This window comes from Gemmatimonas phototrophica (assembly GCF_000695095.2).
GTDB classification, from domain to species: Bacteria; Gemmatimonadota; Gemmatimonadetes; order Gemmatimonadales; family Gemmatimonadaceae; genus Gemmatimonas; species Gemmatimonas phototrophica.
This window is the reverse complement of record NZ_CP011454.1, coordinates 1,462,492-1,478,932: the sequence shown is the minus strand read 5'-3', so window position 1 is coordinate 1,478,932 and position 16,441 is coordinate 1,462,492. Positions and strand designations below refer to the sequence as shown.

Genomic DNA, 16,441 nt, shown 5'->3' with positions numbered 1-16,441 from the left:
GCAGACAACATGCTCAACTCCACGAAAGGGTGATCAGCGCTGTTCGGACATGACGCGCAAAAGGATCGTCTGCTGGATGGGATCGCCGGGCGCGGTCGTGGTATAGCGTACGCGCACGACCACGTAACCATCGGCGGTCGCGGTTGCCGTGGCTGATGCGGCCAGTGGGGCATCACCGGGTCCGGCCACCACGGATACGGCGATCTTGCCGGTGGACGAAGCAACGGTGGCCGTGATGCGCTCGTCTTTCTTGACCAATACCCGAATCACCTTGTCGATACCGGCCCCGACCGTCAGAAAAAAATGCGCGTCCCGACACGGCGCTGAGAAACCAATGGGGAAGTAGGGCACATCCCGAACGAGACGTACCGCGCGGGCGATGTCGGGGGCGGACACGGTCGTGGCCGGGACATTTCCCGGGGGGCGCGCGGTGGTATCGGCATACCGCAAGGCCATCACCAGCGAATCAAGTGACGCGGGCGACGGTTGGATCACGGCTTCAATTTCCGGATCAGAGGCAGTAGCAGGCACGCTCCGCTCCGAACGCACGGGCCATCGCAGGCTCACGCGTGTAGCGCCGTCCCTCGTGAATCCTTCAAATCGGTAGGACGCCTCCTTTCCCGGGACCAGCACGCGCAGTCCGTACACATCGGCGCCCGTCAGAATTTTTGGCGCCAACTGCGGCATCAGAGAATCCACGGGCCAACCGAACGGCAAGACTTCGCTGAACCGACTCCGACCGACCAAAACGCCGCAGAGGCGAGCAGTGGCCTCGTCGTCTGTCCGCAGGGCGGTGCGGAAACGCTCGTCGCCTGCGGGGGGCACCACCCCGCGTTGCGCGCCGTTGGCCGTTTGCAGGGTGAGCGGCAATGACGCTGGAGGCTGCAACAGTTGCAACGAGGCCGTACGGGACGTTTCACCGGAATCCGTACGGTCCCCTGAGGGAACTGCCTTGCCGCAGGCAAGCAACGTGGCCGAGAAGGCAAACCAGGTCGCGGCACGTGACGCCGCCGATACAGGGCGGATGAAAATAGCACCAGCGGTCAGCATGCGGTCAGAAAAATGTTCGTGTCGTGCAGAATGGCCGGGGGGACGCGGCGTCATGGAGCGGGCCGTGACTTCTGTACCGTGAGGTACACGACCTGTTGGCTACTCTGGGCCCGAGGCACCACCTGCACCCGAACCCGCAGCGTCACGCGAGGCATCGCCCCCGCTTCGATCACCGCCTCCGGCATGGAGGCCCGCTCGCGGAGTTCCTCTCGCGGCGGCGCTTCATCAAATCCAATGCGCACCGTGCCGTCAGTGACTACGGCCTGCGCACGAACCACGTCGCCCGGGATGGTGGGGATGCGCACCATCACATCAGTTCGAGCCAGCACCGGCACGGCCACGGTTGCCGTAGGGCAAGCCGGAGACAGAGCGACTTCGTACAGCGGCAAATCGCGCAGTAGCAGCACCGCATGCTCGCGTTGCACCGGACGGTTGGCACTTTGCGTGGGGAATTGTGCCATCGAGCTGTCGCCGACGGTCAATGCGGCCACCACGGAGTCCACCGCGCGCGGATGCGGAGACAGCAGCGATTCCAGCAGCGAGTCGGGGGCGCCAACCGGCACGGGATTGGCGGGATCGGCCGTCACGGGCCAGCGCAGGCTTACGCGGCGTGTACCTTCACGGGTGACCCCCTCAAAGTAGTAATACGCCGCTTGGCCGGGCATGAGGAATCGCACCCCCTGTACGTACGGCGTAGCCAACGCTCGCCACGCCAATACCGGGGCATTCGTATCTACCGGCCAGCGCGCCAGCAGGGTTGGTGGTATCCGGGAGGCGCCAGCCACCACACCGCACAGCCGATAGTCGGCCGCGGAATCCATCATTGGCCGAATTACCAGCCGAGCACCGGAATCGCCAGCGACTCGGCCGTATTGCACCGTTGCTCCGCTGTCGAGCGAGATCGCCAGTTGAGCTGGGACATTCCGCAGGCGTACCGGCGTCGCGATCGTCGCAGGCGTTGACGACTTTCCTTCCGGGGAACAGGCCAGCAGGCTGATTCCGGCAACCCACGCAGCTCGTAGACATCTCATACGCACAAAGAAAATGATGTCGGCCACAAAAGTCATTAGCTGGCGGCGAAGGGTAGCCCCCAACGACACGGAGGCCGGGCAAACGCCCGGCCTCCGGTTTCCTGCCTGCTGGATGTTCTTCAGCCAGCCGTTACCGCATCACGGCGGAGTCGGGCTGTTGGCCGGGTTACCCGAGCCACCGAAGGTGTAGAAGGCATCGCCCTTCACGCCGAGTTCCTTGGCAGGCACCGGCATTTCGCGTGGGGTGCCGGCCAACAGGCCACCGGCAACACGACGGCGCTGGTAGAACGGTGACGGACCCAAGCCCAGGAGTTCCACTTCCTGCTCGTAAATGAGCTTGGTGATGAGCGCGGGAGCGCCCTCGCCAGCCGTCGCGGCCGAGAGGCCACCACGATCGACGCGAGTCTTGTTGATGAGCGACGCGGCCGTGGCGAGGTTTCCGCCCGAACGACGCAGCTCGGCTTCCGCCCAGATCAGATCGTTTTGGTGCTTGGAGATGACCGGCGCCGCACCGAACCCACCGTAGATCGCCTGCGGTGACTGTTCGCCGGAACGATCGTAGCGAATGTGACCAAGGTTCGACTGGTGGTACATGCCGCGATCCGGACGGAAGATTTCTTCACGCGAGTACACGAAGTCCGTGCCAGCGCGCGCCGTCTTGGGATTGGTCCCAAAGTAGCCGGCGAAGTCTTCATCATCCGGCCCGAACGACCCGTCGCCAAGCCGCTTGTCCGGCGAGTTTGGCGCCGGGTTGCCGCCAGCCGGGTACGGGTGCCGCTGCGTGGCCGGGTCCATGAGCGCCGCAACGCGGGTGCTGACGCGCCCGCCGTCGAAGGCATTGAACCAGTACAGGATCTCGTGGCACCACGAGTTGCAGCCGTCGCCGCTGAAGTTGAAGTCAAAGCCGGCACCGGTGGAGGAGATACCCCCGGCCGCCAACGTGGAGACCTTCGCCCAATCCACGGCGTCGTTTTCGGTCGCCGTGCGCGGATAGTAGGCGAGCGTCATGGCCGCCATCGTGCGGGCAATCTGCGCGATCTGCACGTTGGTGTAGGCCGTTCCGTTCGTCCATCCCGAGGGCGTGGTGAACGTATTGGCCGCGGCCAGCGTGGCCGCCTTCTCCAACGAGGCAACGGCCGCATCACGGACTTCCTTGCGCGTCTTGTATTCCAGCAGCGCGAGGTCGGACGTTTCGTCGATGACGTAGCCCTTGTCGTAGTTAAGCGCGATGCCCATGAGGGCGGCACCGTGCATCAGCTGCGCCACGGTCTCGGCACGCTTGGTATTGGACGCGTTGCTGATGACGAGGTTGTTCTTGCGGATGGCCGTAAGTACATCCACCGCCGACGACAGGGTCGAGTAATACCCTTCCCAGTAGGCGATCATGGTGGTGCGGCCAGCCGATGCCAGATCGTTCTGGTAGGCGCGCGTGTTGCGCGTACCATCGCCATCGATCGAGCTGTAGAAGTTCATGTTGAAGTTGTTCCACGACGCCGAATAGGCCTGCGCCATGGTGCTGAGCGGGCCGCCGCCCTCCATGCCTTCCCAGGTGTTGTACCAGGAACGCATGGTCCCGCCAGCCACCGCCTCAATGGCATTGGGATCAGCGAGCGCGCGGTTGGCGTCCGGCGCGTTCGGATTCTCCACGTCGAGCGAATTGCACCCGGCGAGGAGCATGGCGCCCATCGCGAGGCCGACGGCCCCGCGGAACTTGAATGAGAACATCGGATTGAGGGGGCTCACAGACCGAGCTCCAGCATGAACGTGAACGTCTTGAAGATCGGATACGTGAAGTAGTCCACGCGGTAGGCAAACGGATTGCTGCCGCCACCGGACACATCGGGATCGTAACCGCTGTACTTGGTGCTGGTAAAGAGGTTCCGTCCAACCACGCCGAGGCGCGCGGTACGGCCATCGCTCATACCGAACCGCTTGGTGATCGCCGACGGGATTTCGTAGTTCACGGCCAGTTCACGCAGACGCACGTAGGAACCGTCTTCCACGAAGTACGAGTTCGCGTCGAAGTTGTTGTAGAACGTGGCGTAGTACGTGGTGGGCTTCTTCTCCACTTCCGGCTTGCCACGCTGGTCGAACGCCGGGTCACGCTGGTCGAAGAACGGCCACTGACGCGTATAGTTGTAGATCTGGCCACCCTGCACCCAGTTCACCACGGCCGTCACCGCAAACTTCTTCCAGTTGAGCTGGGTATTGAAGTTGAGGTTGAAGTCGGGGTTCACGTCGGCAATCTGACGCAGCGAGTTGCCGTCGGCATCAAGGAACTTGATGGGGCGCTCGTTGATGGTCCGCCACGCCGTCTTGGAGACGTAGTAGCCTTCTTCGTTCAGCACGTAGTCGGCGGCGGTGCCGCTCAGGCGCTTCGCGGCAACCATGGACTCGAGCTGCGAGGCCGACTGCACCCAGGAGCTGCCGTACACAATGCCGAACGGCTGGCCCGGCGCGAGACGGAAGATCGTGGTGTTGGCCACGGGACCCACCAGGAACGGCGGCACAGCGAGGCTGCGCACCTTCTGGCGCGTGCGATCACCGGCCACGTTGACCCGCCACAGGAAGTCCTTCTTGGAGGCCAGGACGGCTCCCAGCAACACTTCGTGCGTCTTGCCTTCCAGCGAGCCGGCATTGATCCACTGGTTCCGGAAACCGGTCGCCGACGACACCGGCACGTTCAGAATCTGGTCGTCCGTGATCTTGCTGGAGTAGCTGTACTCGAAGCTGAAGTTCTTCAGGAAATTGAGGTTGAAACCACCTTCAATTTCGCGGGAGAACGCCGGGCGAAGATTGGGATTGCCCAGGGTGATCTTGACCGGGCTGCCGCCCTGAATGGCAAACTGCTCGTACTGCGCGTCGAACACCGGGCGGAGCCCCGCTTCGCCGTACGACGCCCGCAGCTTGAATTCGTCCACGCCCGGAAGCGTGATGTCTTCGCTGACGCGCCAGGCGCCGGAGAGGCGCTTGAACGTCTTGGAGCGTTGGTCGTTACCAAAGAGCGACGACTGGTCCTGACGGATCAGACCGTCAATGATGTACTTGTCCTTGATATCGAATGTGGTGATCGCGAAGAAGTTCTGGTTGCGAATAGGCTGCGAGAACGAGCCCGGGATGACCGGGTTTTCGGGATCGCGCGAGGCCGCCGAGAACTCCGTGACGCGGGGTACCGTAAGAGCCGTGGCCGCCACCGAGGTCTGCGTATTCATCTGGTCTTCGTACACCCAGGCCAGCTTCGTGGTGTTGGTAAACCACGACGTGCTCTTCGTGGCCGTCAGCGTACCGCCCAGATTGTAGGCGCGGGTAAGCGTCTCGTTGTTGGAGATGCTGCCCTTGCTCACCGTACCGGTGGAGCCGATGTAGCCCAGCGGCACGAACGAACGGAAGGTCCGAGAGCCACGGTCGAAATTGCTGTTCGCTTCCGCCGTCAACCAGTTGGTGGGACGGTAGCGCACCTTGATGAGCCCCGTGAAGCGCGCCCGATCAGCGGAATTCTTGATCGTGTTCCAGCGATACAACGGGTTGCTCACGTTGCCCGACGCCGGCGACTGACGAATGGCCGCCAGATACTCCGTGCCATCCGGATTGGTGCCGTTCAGGTTGATGTTCGGCTCCAGGAAGCGCAGCCCGAACCAGGCATCGCCTGAGCTGTCATCGGCCTGGTCGGCCTTGGACTGGCCGTAGAACGCGCCCGTCTGGAAGTCGAGCTTGGGGTGCAGCTCCATGTCCAGGTTCAGGCGGAAATTCTGACGGTTGTAACCGCTCAGAATGTTCGCGATGCCCTGATCCTTGGAGTTTTCGAACGACGCGTTGAAGTTCGAGTTCGCGTTGCGCTGACCAACCGAGATGTAGTTGGTCATGAACTGGCCGGAACGGAACACCTCGCCCAACTGGTCGAACGTTTCCCGGTAGGAATTATCCGAAATGCGGTCGTCTTCCTGCACGCGATTGCCGTTGCCATCGCGCAGGAAGTCGCCGTTCGCGGTTACCTTGTAGGGGTGCGAGAAGTTGTTCGGGATGGACTTGCGCAGGTCGTTGGAGCCGAACTCGTTGCGCACCGTGATCTGCGTGGACCCGGCCGCAAGGTTGGCGCCACGCTTGGTGAAGATCTGCACCACACCGTTGGCGGCGTCGGAGCCATACAGCGAGCTGGCCGCAGCGCCCTTGATGACTTCGATGCGCTCGATGTCCTGCGCATTGATGTCGGCGAGCGAGATACGGGAAATGGTGCCGTCCACGATGATGAGCGGATCCTGCGACCCGGTCAGCGACGTGGGGCCACGCAGGCGAATTCGGGGGGCCGAACCGGGCTCACCGTTCACGGCCGTCACGCTGGCGCCGGCCACGCGACCGCTGAGGGCACCGAGCGGGGACGACGCGGGCGCTTCCTTGATCTGCGCATTGTCCACGGCCGCCACCGAGAAGGTGGTCTTCTTCTGCGACGTTGCATCCGACACGCCGGTGGTCACGACGGCTTCGAGATTCAGAACGTCCTTCTCGAGGCTGAAGTTCTGCTCAATCCGGCCAGCCGTCAGCGTGATGATATGCTTGACGGGGCGATACCCGATGGTGCGGGCAAGTACCGTGACCTGCTTGCCTCCCGCGCGCGCAGGGTCCACTGTGAAGGTGAAACGACCCTGCGCATCCGTGACACTCCCGACGCCCAACTCCACGATGCCGACCTGCGCACCGCCAAGGGGAGCTCCGTTCGTGCTGACCCGACCGGTCACGGTCGCGTTTTGTTGGGCCGAGAGTCCCGCAGCGGGAATCACGGCCAGCGCAGCGACGGCGACCAACCGACGCATCTGGTGAAACATTCATGCTCCTGGCTCGTTGGGACGAATTGTTCGTCCCGGTGTAATGCGGCTTGACGACCCGTCGCGCCGACCGGGCCCAAAGTGCGGCATTTCGCGCCAGTTTGCAATCACTTCATGTCGGTTTCGTAACAGATTCCTCACGTAAGTCGTCGTCGAGTCCAATTCTTGGGAACCTCCTCTCAACAGCCAGCCGGAACCCTCCAGTGCTGAGACAATTCTTCGATACAATGCGAACGGTTCGTCCCATTTTCGGCGTACTGGTTGCGTTGTGGGGTGCGCCGTTGGCGGCCCAGTCGTCGGCAACGCTGAGCGGTCGAATCCTCGATGCGGCCACCGGTGGCCCCGTAGCCGACGCCACCATTGCCGTCACCACCACTGGGGCCAGCGCCCGCACCGACTCCCTTGGTCGCTACCGGCTTGAGGGGCTGAAGGTGGGGATCCACCGGTTCCTTGTCAGCGCCCCCGGGTACTCCCGCGGCAGCGTTACCCTCGCGTTCGCCGCCAAGGAGCGCATGGAGCGCGACCTCGAGATTGAGCCGGTGCCCGCGCCGGGGACACCGGCCGCGGTGGCGGCAAGCACCGATACCGGCCGAGCCCAGCTGCTCCCCAAGGTCCCGGTGACCGCCGATCCGGCGCTGGGGCGACGGTTCACCGACTTTGAGCGACGACGGGCCACCGGGCGCGGGCAGTACATGACCCGCGCTGAAATGGAAGAGCTGAACATCTACACGCTGCAGGACGCGATGCGGAACATGCGCGGCGTGAAATTCAACTGTACGGGAGGCGTCTGTCGCGCCCAGATGGCCCGCGCGCCTCTTGGCTGTCCCCCGGAATACGTGGTGGATGAACGGATCGACAACACCTTTGGGCCACTCATTCCCGTGCGCGACATTCAGGCGCTGGAAGTCTACACGGGCGTGACCGATGTCCCCGGCGAATTTGCCGGACGGAATTCAGGGTGCGGCGTGATCGTGATTTGGACCACCGCCGGTCGGGAGCCGCGGCGGAAATAATCCGCCGGACATCGTGTCATAGCGCCACAATCGCGGGACGACGTGTGGCGCAGGCCTCAGCGCCGCTGCAGTCCCAGCTCGATCTTTCGCCACTTCCCCTGCTCAAAGCGCCACACACTTAACAGGCACCGCATGGCGTGACCCATGAGGATGGCACTCCAGACGTGCCACGTTTGCAGTTGCTGCGTGCTTTGCATGAAGGTGAGAAAGCCAATTGGCAGGGCAAACTGCGACACGAGCGTGATGTACAGCGGACTCCGCGTATCGCCGGTGCCTTGCAGCCCCCCCGTAAAGGTGAGTGCCACCGTGATGAACAAGCCGGAGAGACTGAGGAACAGCAACAGCTCGCGCCCAATGCGCAGCACCCCCGGTTCGGTCATCCCGAAGAGTCCCAACAGCACATCGGGGATGGTGATGAACAGTGCCCCTACCACAATGGCGATCCCGAGGCCGAAGCGTGCCGCAATACGTACGGCATCGCGGCTGCGATCGGGGAACCCTGCCCCGAGGTTCTGGCCGGCGACCGTGGCGGCTGCGCCCATCAGTCCGACGGATGTCCAGGTCACCAACGAAAACAGCTCGGTGTATCCCACGGCATAGGCCGCCTGCGCTTCGGCACTCTGCGCGGTTGAACCAATGAAGCGGAGCAGCAGCACGCCGGCAATGTTCATCGCAATGCCCTGCACGCCGGTGGGCAAGCCAAAGCGGAACAGTGCGCGAATGATTTCCCAGTCGGGCTTCCACGACATGCCCCGGAAGTCGATGACCCACGCCCCACTGAACAGCTTCCAGATGGCGTAGACCGACACCAGCGCACTGGAGATCATCATGCCGGCGGCCGCGCCGGCCGTGCCCATTTCCGGGAACGGGCCGTAGCCACGAATGAGCAACACGTTGAACACGATGTTGCCAATCGTCAGTGCAACGCCCAATCGCAGCGGCGTCTTGGCATCGCCGGCACTGCGCAGTGCGCCGCCCAGCATGAAGAACATCATCAGGCCGAAACCAAACACGAACATGATGCGCAGATACGGCAACGCTTCGGCCTGCACGGCCGCCGAGGCGTTCACCATCCCCAGCAGGGTGGGTGACAAGACGTAGCCCACCGGGGCGAGGACCCCCACCGACAACATGAGCGCCAGCAGAAATGCCTGTGAAGCCGCCTTGTTGACGCCCGCCTCATCGCCGGCCCCGGCGAACCGTGCCACCAGCACACCCATGCCGCTGAAGAGCGACGAGATGAACACCATCACGACCAGAAAGATCTGGAACCCCACCCCAATGGCCGCGTTGCCAGCGAAGCCCACGAAGTTTCCCACGAGCGCGTGGTCGATCATTCCCTGCAGACCGCTGATGACGTTCTGCAACACGGTAGGCCACGCCACCTTCCAGACCGCGGGGCCAACCGGCCCTTCGACAATGGACCGGTCAATCTTGCGGCTGGTTGGTGCGGAGGGCGTGGCCACGTGACGTAAGGGTACTCAGGCAGCCTGTGGGGCGATTGGCGCGGCCGTGAGGCTGCGCCGGACCAACGTGAGAATGGAGTAGACGGCCACCGCCTCATTGAGCTGGTTCATGACCTCCACATCCCACTCCACCACACCCTGAGGAATGGTCCCTTCCGGCGTGTCCTTGGCGGTCTTCTGCTTCACCGTCAGCCGCACATGGATGGTATCGCCGGGGTACACCGGTTTGGTGAAGCGCAGCTTCTCGAGGCCGTAATTGGCGAGGACAGGCCCGAGATCGGGATCGACGAACAGACCGGCGGCCGCTGAGACAATGAAATACCCGTGGGCGACGCGCCCCTCGAACACGCCGTTGCTGCGAGCCTCTTCGTCGTTCATGTGGGCGTAAAACGTATCGCCACTGAGTTTGGCAAACGCTTCCACGTCATCCAGCGTGATCGTACGCGACTTGGTGATGAGCGTATCGCCCACCGCCAGTTCATCAAACGTTTTGCGGAAGGGATGCACAGGATCCGTGTGCTCCTCGGCGCCCTTGGTCCACTCGCGAGTAATCGCGGTGATCATGCTGGGGCTCCCCTGCAATGCCACCCGCTGCAAGTAGTGCGTGACCCCACGCGCACCACCCATTTCCTCTCCGCCGCCAGCCCGACCGGGACCGCCGTGCACGAGATTGGGGAGCGGCGACCCATGACCGGTGCTTTCCTTGGCGCTTGTGCGGTCGAGGACCAGCATGCGCCCGTGGTAGCAGGCGGCGCCGAGGATGACCTCCTGTGCCACCTTGGGATCGTGCGTGATAAGCGACCCCACCAGTGATCCCCGTCCCATGCGGGCGAGTTGCACCGCCTCCGACAGGTCCCGGTACGGCATGATGGTATTGACCGGCCCGAACGCTTCAATGTCGTGCGGCTCCAGGCGCGTAAGCGGGTCGGCGCAGTACAGCAGTTCGGGCGCAAAAAACGCTCCCTTCTCCCGATCGGCACCTACCACCGCAAAGTCTCCGCCGCCGTACACGCGTTCGGCGGCGGCACGAATGGCTTCGGCACTCGACGCCACCGACGTTCGCTGTCCACGCGACGCCAGCGGCCCCATACGCACTCCCTCAACGGTAGGGTCACCAATGCTGGTGCTCGCCAGCCGCTTGGACAGCGCCTCAATGACCGCCTCCTCGAGTCCGGCCGGGACAATGGTCCGACGAATGGCCGTGCACTTCTGCCCCGCCTTGGTGGTCATCTCGCGCGTGACTTCCTTGATGAAGAGATCGAACTCTTCGGTCCCCGGTACCGCGTCCGGGCCAAGGATGGAGCAATTGAGGGAGTCCGCTTCCATGTTGAAGCGCACCGAGTGCTGCATGATGCTGGGGGACGACTTGAGCTTCTGCCCTGTGGCCGCCGATCCGGTGAAGGCCACGATGTCCTGTTCTTCCACGTGCTCCAGCAGCGTGCGCGCTTCACCGCAGATCAGCTGCAATGCGCCCTTGGGGAGTTCGCCGGTTTCGAGGATGGCCTTGAACACCGCGTGGGTCAGATGACTGCCCGTGGTGCTGGGCTTCACAATGCACGGCACACCCGCCAGCAGCGCCGGGGCCAGCTTTTCCAGCATGCCCCACACCGGGAAGTTGAAGGCGTTGATGTGCACCGCCGCCCCTTCCATGGGCACCAGGATATGCCGACCCACAAACGTGCCGTTCTTCGACAGCGGCTCCGTGGGGCCTTCCACATGGAAACGCTCATTGGTGAACTCCCGGCGGCCACGGCTGGCGTACGCAAAGAACGTGGCAATACCGCCTTCGATATCCACCCACGAATCGGCACGCGTGGCACCCGTCATGTACGACAGCGGGTAGAACTCCTCCTTGCGTTCCATGAGCGCAATGGCGATGCGCTTGAGGATCAGGGCACGCTGGTGAAACGTGTACGCGCGAAGCGACGGACCACCGACTCGGCGCGCGTACTGCAGCATGGCCTTGAAATCGAGGCCGTGGCTGGACGTTTCGCCGATTTTCTCGCCGGTCACGGCGTGAATGAGATCGGTTTTGGGGCCAAGCCCTTCCGCCCACTCACCGAGGGCAAAGTTCTGAAGCAGCAACATCAACGGGTCTCCGTGCGGGTACGCTGGGTATCCTTCCAATTCTTCAACATGGCCGACTGCGTCGGGCGATCGGCCGGTATGTCACGCAACGGTTCCACCGGGCGCCATGATGCGCGCATGGCGGCGGGCAATTGCTGGTACAGCGCCGTGCCATCGGACTTCCAGGCCAGCATCTCGTCGCTCACATCTTTCACGATCTTTGCGGGGTTACCCACCACTACCTTGCGATCGGGAATGATCATGTCCGTGGGCACGAAGCAGAGCGCGCCCACAATGCAGCCACTGCCCACCACCACGTTATCCATGATGACGGCGTTCATTCCCACCAAGGTGTTGGCGCCAATGTGCGCGCCATGCACAATGGCCCCGTGGCCGATGTGCGCCCCCGTTTCGAGGGTCACGACCACGCCGGGGAACATGTGAATGGTGCAGTTCTCCTGCACGTTGCAGCCGTCTTCGATCACGATGCCGCCCCAGTCGCCACGAATGGCCGCACCGGGCCCCACATACACGTCGCGCCCAATGACCACGTTGCCCGTTACCGCAGCCTGAGGATGCACAAACGCCGTCTCATGCACGACGGGGATGAAGTCGTCGAAGGCGTAGATCATTGTGCGGCGATCGCTTGAGGTATCCGGCTTTCGAGGTGGGACAGGGAAGTGAGAGCGTGGGACTCCAGAAGTTGCGATGGAAATCGAAGGTGAGAGGGTCGAGACAACCACGACGATGAGAGGTGGTCTGGCTTCTCACACTCGATATCCATCACACGTTCGGGCCTCGCAACTCTCACCGTCCACATCTCACCCGTCTCAAGATCACACATCTCAGTTGGCCCGCTCGAGGATGAGGGCAAAGCCTTGTCCTACCCCGATACACATGGTGCACAGGGCGTAGCGTCCGCCCGTGACCTGCAGCTGCCGGGCCGCGGTCAGTGCGAGTCGAGCGCCACTCATTCCCAGGGGATGCCCCAACGCAATGGCACCGCCGTTGGGATTTACGCGCGGGTCGTCATCGGCGACGCCAAGTTCGCGCAGGCACGCCAGCCCCTGGGCCGCGAACGCTTCGTTCAGCTCAATGACATCCATCTGGTCCAGCGTGAGCCCGGCGCGCTCCAGCACCAGCCGCGTTGACGGCACGGGGCCCATGCCCATGATGCGCGGCTCCACGCCCGCGGCAGCGCTTGCCACCACGCGGGCCAGCGGGGAAAAACCGAAGCGGCGCACGGCAGCATCACCGGCCAGCAGTAACGCCGCCGCACCGTCGTTGAGCCCGCTGGCGTTGCCGGCGGTCACACTCCCCTGCCCGTCATGGCGGAACGCCGGCTTGAGCTTGGCCAGTGTTTCCATGGTGGTATCGGGGCGGAGAAACTCATCCTGCGACACCAGCACCGCCTCGCCCTTCTTTTGCGCTATGGAGACCGGCGCAATTTCCAGCGCCAAGCGGCCCGCGGCACGCGCCGCCGCCGCCTTCTGCTGCGATCGCACGGCAAAGGCATCCTGATCAGCCCGCGAAACGCCATATTGTGCCGCCACGTTCTCCGCGGTTTCGCCCATGCTGTCGGTCCCGTGCATGGCTTTCATTTTCGGATTCACGAAGCGCCAGCCAAGGCTGGTGTCAAACAGCTGCACGTCACGCGCGAAGGGCGTGGCGCCCTTGCTCATGACATACGGCGCGCGCGTCATGCTTTCCACGCCCCCCGCCACGTACACATCGCCCTCACCGGCCCGAATGGCACGGGCCGCACCGGCCACCGCCGACAGACCGGAGGCACACAACCGGTTCACCGTTTCACCCGGCACCGACACCGGTAGCCCGGCCAGCAGCGCGGCCATGCGCGCCACGTTTCGATTGTCTTCCCCGGCCTGATTGGCGCAGCCAAGTACGACATCGGCGATGGACGCCACGTCGAAGGCCGGCGCACTCTCCGTGACGCGGGCCAGCAAGGCCGCAATGGCCGTGGCCCCCAAGTCATCAGCACGCACGGCACTGAGCGCACCGCCAATGTTGCCAATGGGGGTACGCACACCTTCGATCAACCAGGCCGAGGAGCCACCAGCGGCGACTACTGCAGACATATCAAATCTCCGAAAGCAAAGTTCGGGGGTTATGCGTCAGGCACATGCGTGCGGGTCGTACGGTACACGGTGCCGCGAAAGTAGCCCACCGCCACGTCATCCTGATTGCGTACGGTGACGTCAACAAAGGCCAGACGGTTGGTGGTGCTCTGTTCGATGGCGGTGGCGGTGAGCACATCACCAGGGTGTGAAGCCGCGGGAATGCTCAGGGTACAATCGACCGCCACGCTCAACGTTCCCGCCGCATTCGTGGCGAAAGCGAACGCGCTATCGGCCAGGGAGAACAGCGCGCCGCCGTGCAGCGTGCCGAAGCCGTTCAGCATGTCATCCCGCACCGTCATGCGCACCACCGCCTGTCCAGCGGCGCAGGAGACGACCTGCATGCCGAGGAGATGGGAGAAGCGGTCGCGCTCCAGCAGATAGCACACCACCACGTCAGGAGACGCCGCCATCAGAACCGCCGCTCATCAAGAAGCGATGCACCGGTCTGCACGGCACGCCGCAGGCGCACACTGGGGCGGTAGCGATCGTCGCCGGTGTCATCCTGCATGGCCTGCAAACGATCCAGCACGATCGCCGGTCCAATGGCATCACCCCACGCCAACAGCCCCTTGGGATAGTTGACGCCGGTGGTCATTGCGAGTTCGACGTCGGCCACGGAGGCAATGCGCAGATGGACCGCCTCCACCGCTTCGTTCACCAGCATGGCGAGCACGCGGTCCACAATCCGTTGGGCCAGCACGGGATCTTCCACCGGCACCGGTGTGGGCACGCCCTCGGCGTAGTCGTAGAACCCGCGCCCGGTTTTCCGCCCGAGCCAACCGGCTTCCACCAGTCGCTGTTGCTGCAGACTTGGCCGATAGCGCGGATCGTGAAACATGCTGTCGAACACCGACCGGGTGACGGCGAAGTTCACGTCGTGACCGATAAAGTCCATGAGTTCGAACGGGCCCATGCGAAAACCGCCAACGGTGCGCATGGCCCAGTCAATGGTCGCGCAGTCGGCAGCGCCTTCTTCGCGCAGACGCAACGCCTCGCCATAGAATGGTCGTGCCACACGATTCACGATGAAGCCCGGCGTGTCGGCGGCCATAACCGTTGTCTTCTTCCACGACACCGCCAGCGCCTGGGCGGCGGAGGCCACCGCCGTCGTGGTCGTGATGGCCGGAATGATCTCCACCAACGGCATGACCGGCGCCGGATTGAAAAAGTGGACACCGACCACGCGATGCTTGTGCGTACAGGCCCCTGCCAGTGCAGCAATGGAGAGCGACGAGGTGTTGGAGGCAAGAATGCACTCCGACGCAACCACCCGCTCCAGCGTGCGCAGCAGTTCCTGCTTGGCATCGAGCCGCTCGACGATGGCTTCAATCACCATGGCACACCCCGCCATGGGCGACAGCTCGTGATCGCTCACCCCGTGCACATACGTCAGGCGCGCCAACACCGCCTTGGCGTCGTCCGGGGTCAGCCGACCCTTTTCCACTTCGCGCGCCATGGCCTTTTCATGCCCACTGCGCGCACGCGCGAGGGCCGCCGGCAAGGCGTCGGCGACGACGACCTCATGACCGTGCACGGCAGCGACCTGGGCAATGCCTGCGCCCATGGCGCCTGCGCCGACCACACCGATTGGCAAACGTGGTGAAGTCATGACGGTCACTTCCCCTGGTACACCGGGGCGCGCTTCCCAAGGAACGCCCGCACCCCTTCTTCATAGTCCGCCGTTTTCCCGGCTTCGTGCATGGCCTGCGCCTCGACATCGAGCTGCGCATCGAGGCCGTTGGCAAAGCTGGCGTTGAGGGCGCGCTTTGTCAGGCCGAACCCGCGGGTTGCCTGCGACGCCAACTGGGTCGCCATCGCCATGACGGTGGTCATCAGTTCGGCCTTGGGCACGACGTCCCAGATCAGCCCCCACTCCTTGGCCTGCGCGGCGGGGACTTTTCCGGCGAGAAAGAACATGCCGGTAGCACGCTGCATCCCGACCAACCGCGGCACGAAGAACGTCCCGCTGGTATCGGGAATCAGCCCCAGCTTGGCAAAACTCTCGACAAAGCTGGCATCGTCGGCGGCAATGGTGAGGTCGCAGGCAAACGCCAGATTGGCACCGGCGCCGGCGGCAATACCATTCACGGCGCAGAGGACCGGCTTTTCCAGCGTACGAATCGCCCGAATGATGGGATTGTAGCTGGCCTTGACGATCTCCCCGATATCGGGAATCGGACCACCGTCCTGTGGCAAGGCTTCAGCGAGATCCTGCCCTGCGCAAAACCCGCGCCCCGCCCCGGTAATCACCACGGCCCGTACCTGATCATCGGTCGCAGCATCGGCCAGGGCCGCCTGGAGGGCCAGGGCCATTTCGCGAGTAAAGCTGTTCAGAACGTCGGGGCGATGCAGCGTCAGCGTGAGCACGCCATTCGCCCGCTCGGAGAGGAGGGTATCGGAGGGGGAAGACATGGGCGAAAGGTAGCATGCCGCGACCACCCGCGGACTGTTTCACGTGGTGTTTCCCTCATGCAATTCCGTCTCGCGTTCCGGCGGTTCACGCCGTAAAGTGGACCTGTCGTCCCACCCCCCACTGAGCCGACCACATGGAATCCTCATTACTGCAGTGGCTGACCGGCATTGGATGGACTGCGTTCACCTGGGCCCTGGGCGGGCTGCTGCTGGTCAATGGTCTGGCGGTCGCCCTCTGGATCACGAAGCGTGATCGGTCGCTGGTCCAGCGCTACACCTCGCTGTGGCTGGCGGTCAATCTGCTGCTCGTCGCCATCGGCGTCGGGGTGCCCACCGTGACCGCCGTGGCGCGGCTGGCGGTCATGGGTGCGCGGGCGGTCACCCCGGGGGTGAACTGGTTTCCGGGCGAAACTCCCCAAGCGCGGGTGATGCTGGCAGATTAGT

At 63.7% G+C, this 16,441-nt stretch carries 13 protein-coding genes; 2 read left to right on the top strand and 11 right to left on the bottom strand.

Going from position 1 to position 16,441, the window contains the following annotated elements; all coding sequences use genetic code 11:
* Positions 1–33: 33 nt before the first annotated feature.
* The 4 genes from GEMMAAP_RS06100 to GEMMAAP_RS06085 all read right to left on the bottom strand — a co-directional run bounded on the left by GEMMAAP_RS06100 (position 34) and on the right by GEMMAAP_RS06085 (position 6,889).
* On the bottom strand, positions 34–1,050 hold the full coding sequence (locus GEMMAAP_RS06100) for a hypothetical protein (protein WP_026850256.1): 1,017 nt from the start codon (positions 1,048–1,050) through the stop codon (positions 34–36).
* A gap of 50 nt (positions 1,051–1,100) precedes the next feature.
* A complete protein-coding gene (locus GEMMAAP_RS06095) occupies positions 1,101–1,874 on the bottom strand; it encodes a hypothetical protein (protein ID WP_026850255.1) in 774 nt (257 codons plus the stop codon).
* A gap of 345 nt (positions 1,875–2,219) precedes the next feature.
* Positions 2,220–3,806, bottom strand: coding sequence for a hypothetical protein (locus tag GEMMAAP_RS06090; RefSeq protein WP_026850254.1), 1,587 nt, complete (start codon positions 3,804–3,806; stop codon positions 2,220–2,222).
* A 14-nt stretch (positions 3,807–3,820) separates the two neighbouring features.
* Positions 3,821–6,889: a SusC/RagA family TonB-linked outer membrane protein gene (locus GEMMAAP_RS06085; RefSeq protein WP_158514752.1), complete on the bottom strand. Its 3,069-nt coding sequence runs from the start codon at positions 6,887–6,889 to the stop codon at positions 3,821–3,823.
* A 239-nt stretch (positions 6,890–7,128) separates the two neighbouring features.
* On the opposite strand from GEMMAAP_RS06085, the gene GEMMAAP_RS06080 reads away from it, so the two are divergent.
* Positions 7,129–7,914 carry a TonB-dependent receptor gene (locus GEMMAAP_RS06080; protein ID WP_026850252.1) on the top strand — a complete coding sequence of 262 codons (786 nt, stop codon included), beginning with the start codon at positions 7,129–7,131 and terminating at the stop codon, positions 7,912–7,914.
* A gap of 56 nt (positions 7,915–7,970) precedes the next feature.
* Here GEMMAAP_RS06080 and GEMMAAP_RS06075 read toward each other — a convergent pair whose 3' ends face one another.
* The 7 genes from GEMMAAP_RS06075 to GEMMAAP_RS06045 form a co-directional block, all read right to left on the bottom strand.
* Entirely contained in the window at positions 7,971–9,380 is a 1,410-nt protein-coding gene (locus GEMMAAP_RS06075; protein ID WP_026850251.1) for an MATE family efflux transporter, read from the bottom strand.
* A 15-nt stretch (positions 9,381–9,395) separates the two neighbouring features.
* Entirely contained in the window at positions 9,396–11,468 is a 2,073-nt protein-coding gene (gene paaZ, locus GEMMAAP_RS06070; RefSeq protein WP_043581325.1) for a phenylacetic acid degradation bifunctional protein PaaZ, read from the bottom strand.
* Positions 11,468–12,079, bottom strand: a complete 612-nt coding sequence (locus tag GEMMAAP_RS06065) for an acyltransferase (protein WP_026850249.1) — start codon at positions 12,077–12,079, stop codon at positions 11,468–11,470. Before GEMMAAP_RS06065 ends, paaZ begins: the two co-directional genes overlap by 1 nt.
* Before the next feature lie 213 nt (positions 12,080–12,292).
* Positions 12,293–13,543 carry a 3-oxoadipyl-CoA thiolase gene (pcaF, locus tag GEMMAAP_RS06060; protein ID WP_026850248.1) on the bottom strand — a complete coding sequence of 417 codons (1,251 nt, stop codon included), beginning with the start codon at positions 13,541–13,543 and terminating at the stop codon, positions 12,293–12,295.
* Positions 13,544–13,572: 29 nt separating this feature from the next.
* Positions 13,573–13,995 carry a hydroxyphenylacetyl-CoA thioesterase PaaI gene (gene paaI, locus GEMMAAP_RS06055; RefSeq protein ID WP_026850247.1) on the bottom strand — a complete coding sequence of 141 codons (423 nt, stop codon included), beginning with the start codon at positions 13,993–13,995 and terminating at the stop codon, positions 13,573–13,575.
* Positions 13,995–15,194: a 3-hydroxyacyl-CoA dehydrogenase NAD-binding domain-containing protein gene (locus tag GEMMAAP_RS06050; RefSeq protein ID WP_026850246.1), complete on the bottom strand. Its 1,200-nt coding sequence runs from the start codon at positions 15,192–15,194 to the stop codon at positions 13,995–13,997. The genes paaI and GEMMAAP_RS06050 overlap by 1 nt, the downstream gene beginning before the upstream one ends.
* Before the next feature lie 5 nt (positions 15,195–15,199).
* The gene (locus tag GEMMAAP_RS06045) at positions 15,200–15,997 is read right to left on the bottom strand and encodes an enoyl-CoA hydratase-related protein (protein WP_026850245.1); all 798 of its coding nucleotides are present in this window, start codon (positions 15,995–15,997) and stop codon (positions 15,200–15,202) included.
* Between the two features lie 134 nt (positions 15,998–16,131).
* Between GEMMAAP_RS06045 and GEMMAAP_RS06040 the strand changes: the two genes are divergently transcribed.
* Entirely contained in the window at positions 16,132–16,440 is a 309-nt protein-coding gene (locus tag GEMMAAP_RS06040; RefSeq protein ID WP_026850244.1) for a hypothetical protein, read from the top strand.
* Position 16,441: the final 1 nt, after the last annotated feature.

Bases quoted from the DNA above. Each gene is read 5' to 3' on its own strand.
- GEMMAAP_RS06100 (WP_026850256.1), bottom strand. From the start codon at position 1,050: ATGCTGACCGCTGGTGCTATTTTCATCCGCCCTGTATCGGCGGCGTCA.
- GEMMAAP_RS06095 (WP_026850255.1), bottom strand. From the start codon at position 1,874: ATGATGGATTCCGCGGCCGACTATCGGCTGTGCGGTGTGGTGGCTGGC.
- GEMMAAP_RS06090 (WP_026850254.1), bottom strand. From the start codon at position 3,806: ATGTTCTCATTCAAGTTCCGCGGGGCCGTCGGCCTCGCGATGGGCGCC.
- GEMMAAP_RS06085 (WP_158514752.1), bottom strand. From the start codon at position 6,889: ATGCGTCGGTTGGTCGCCGTCGCTGCGCTGGCCGTGATTCCCGCTGCG.
- GEMMAAP_RS06080 (WP_026850252.1), top strand. From the start codon at position 7,129: ATGCGAACGGTTCGTCCCATTTTCGGCGTACTGGTTGCGTTGTGGGGT.
- paaZ (WP_043581325.1), bottom strand. From the start codon at position 11,468: ATGTTGCTGCTTCAGAACTTTGCCCTCGGTGAGTGGGCGGAAGGGCTT.
- GEMMAAP_RS06065 (WP_026850249.1), bottom strand. From the start codon at position 12,079: ATGATCTACGCCTTCGACGACTTCATCCCCGTCGTGCATGAGACGGCG.
- pcaF (WP_026850248.1), bottom strand. From the start codon at position 13,543: ATGTCTGCAGTAGTCGCCGCTGGTGGCTCCTCGGCCTGGTTGATCGAA.
- paaI (WP_026850247.1), bottom strand. From the start codon at position 13,995: ATGGCGGCGTCTCCTGACGTGGTGGTGTGCTATCTGCTGGAGCGCGAC.
- GEMMAAP_RS06050 (WP_026850246.1), bottom strand. From the start codon at position 15,194: ATGACTTCACCACGTTTGCCAATCGGTGTGGTCGGCGCAGGCGCCATG.
- GEMMAAP_RS06045 (WP_026850245.1), bottom strand. From the start codon at position 15,997: ATGTCTTCCCCCTCCGATACCCTCCTCTCCGAGCGGGCGAATGGCGTG.
- GEMMAAP_RS06040 (WP_026850244.1), top strand. From the start codon at position 16,132: ATGGAATCCTCATTACTGCAGTGGCTGACCGGCATTGGATGGACTGCG.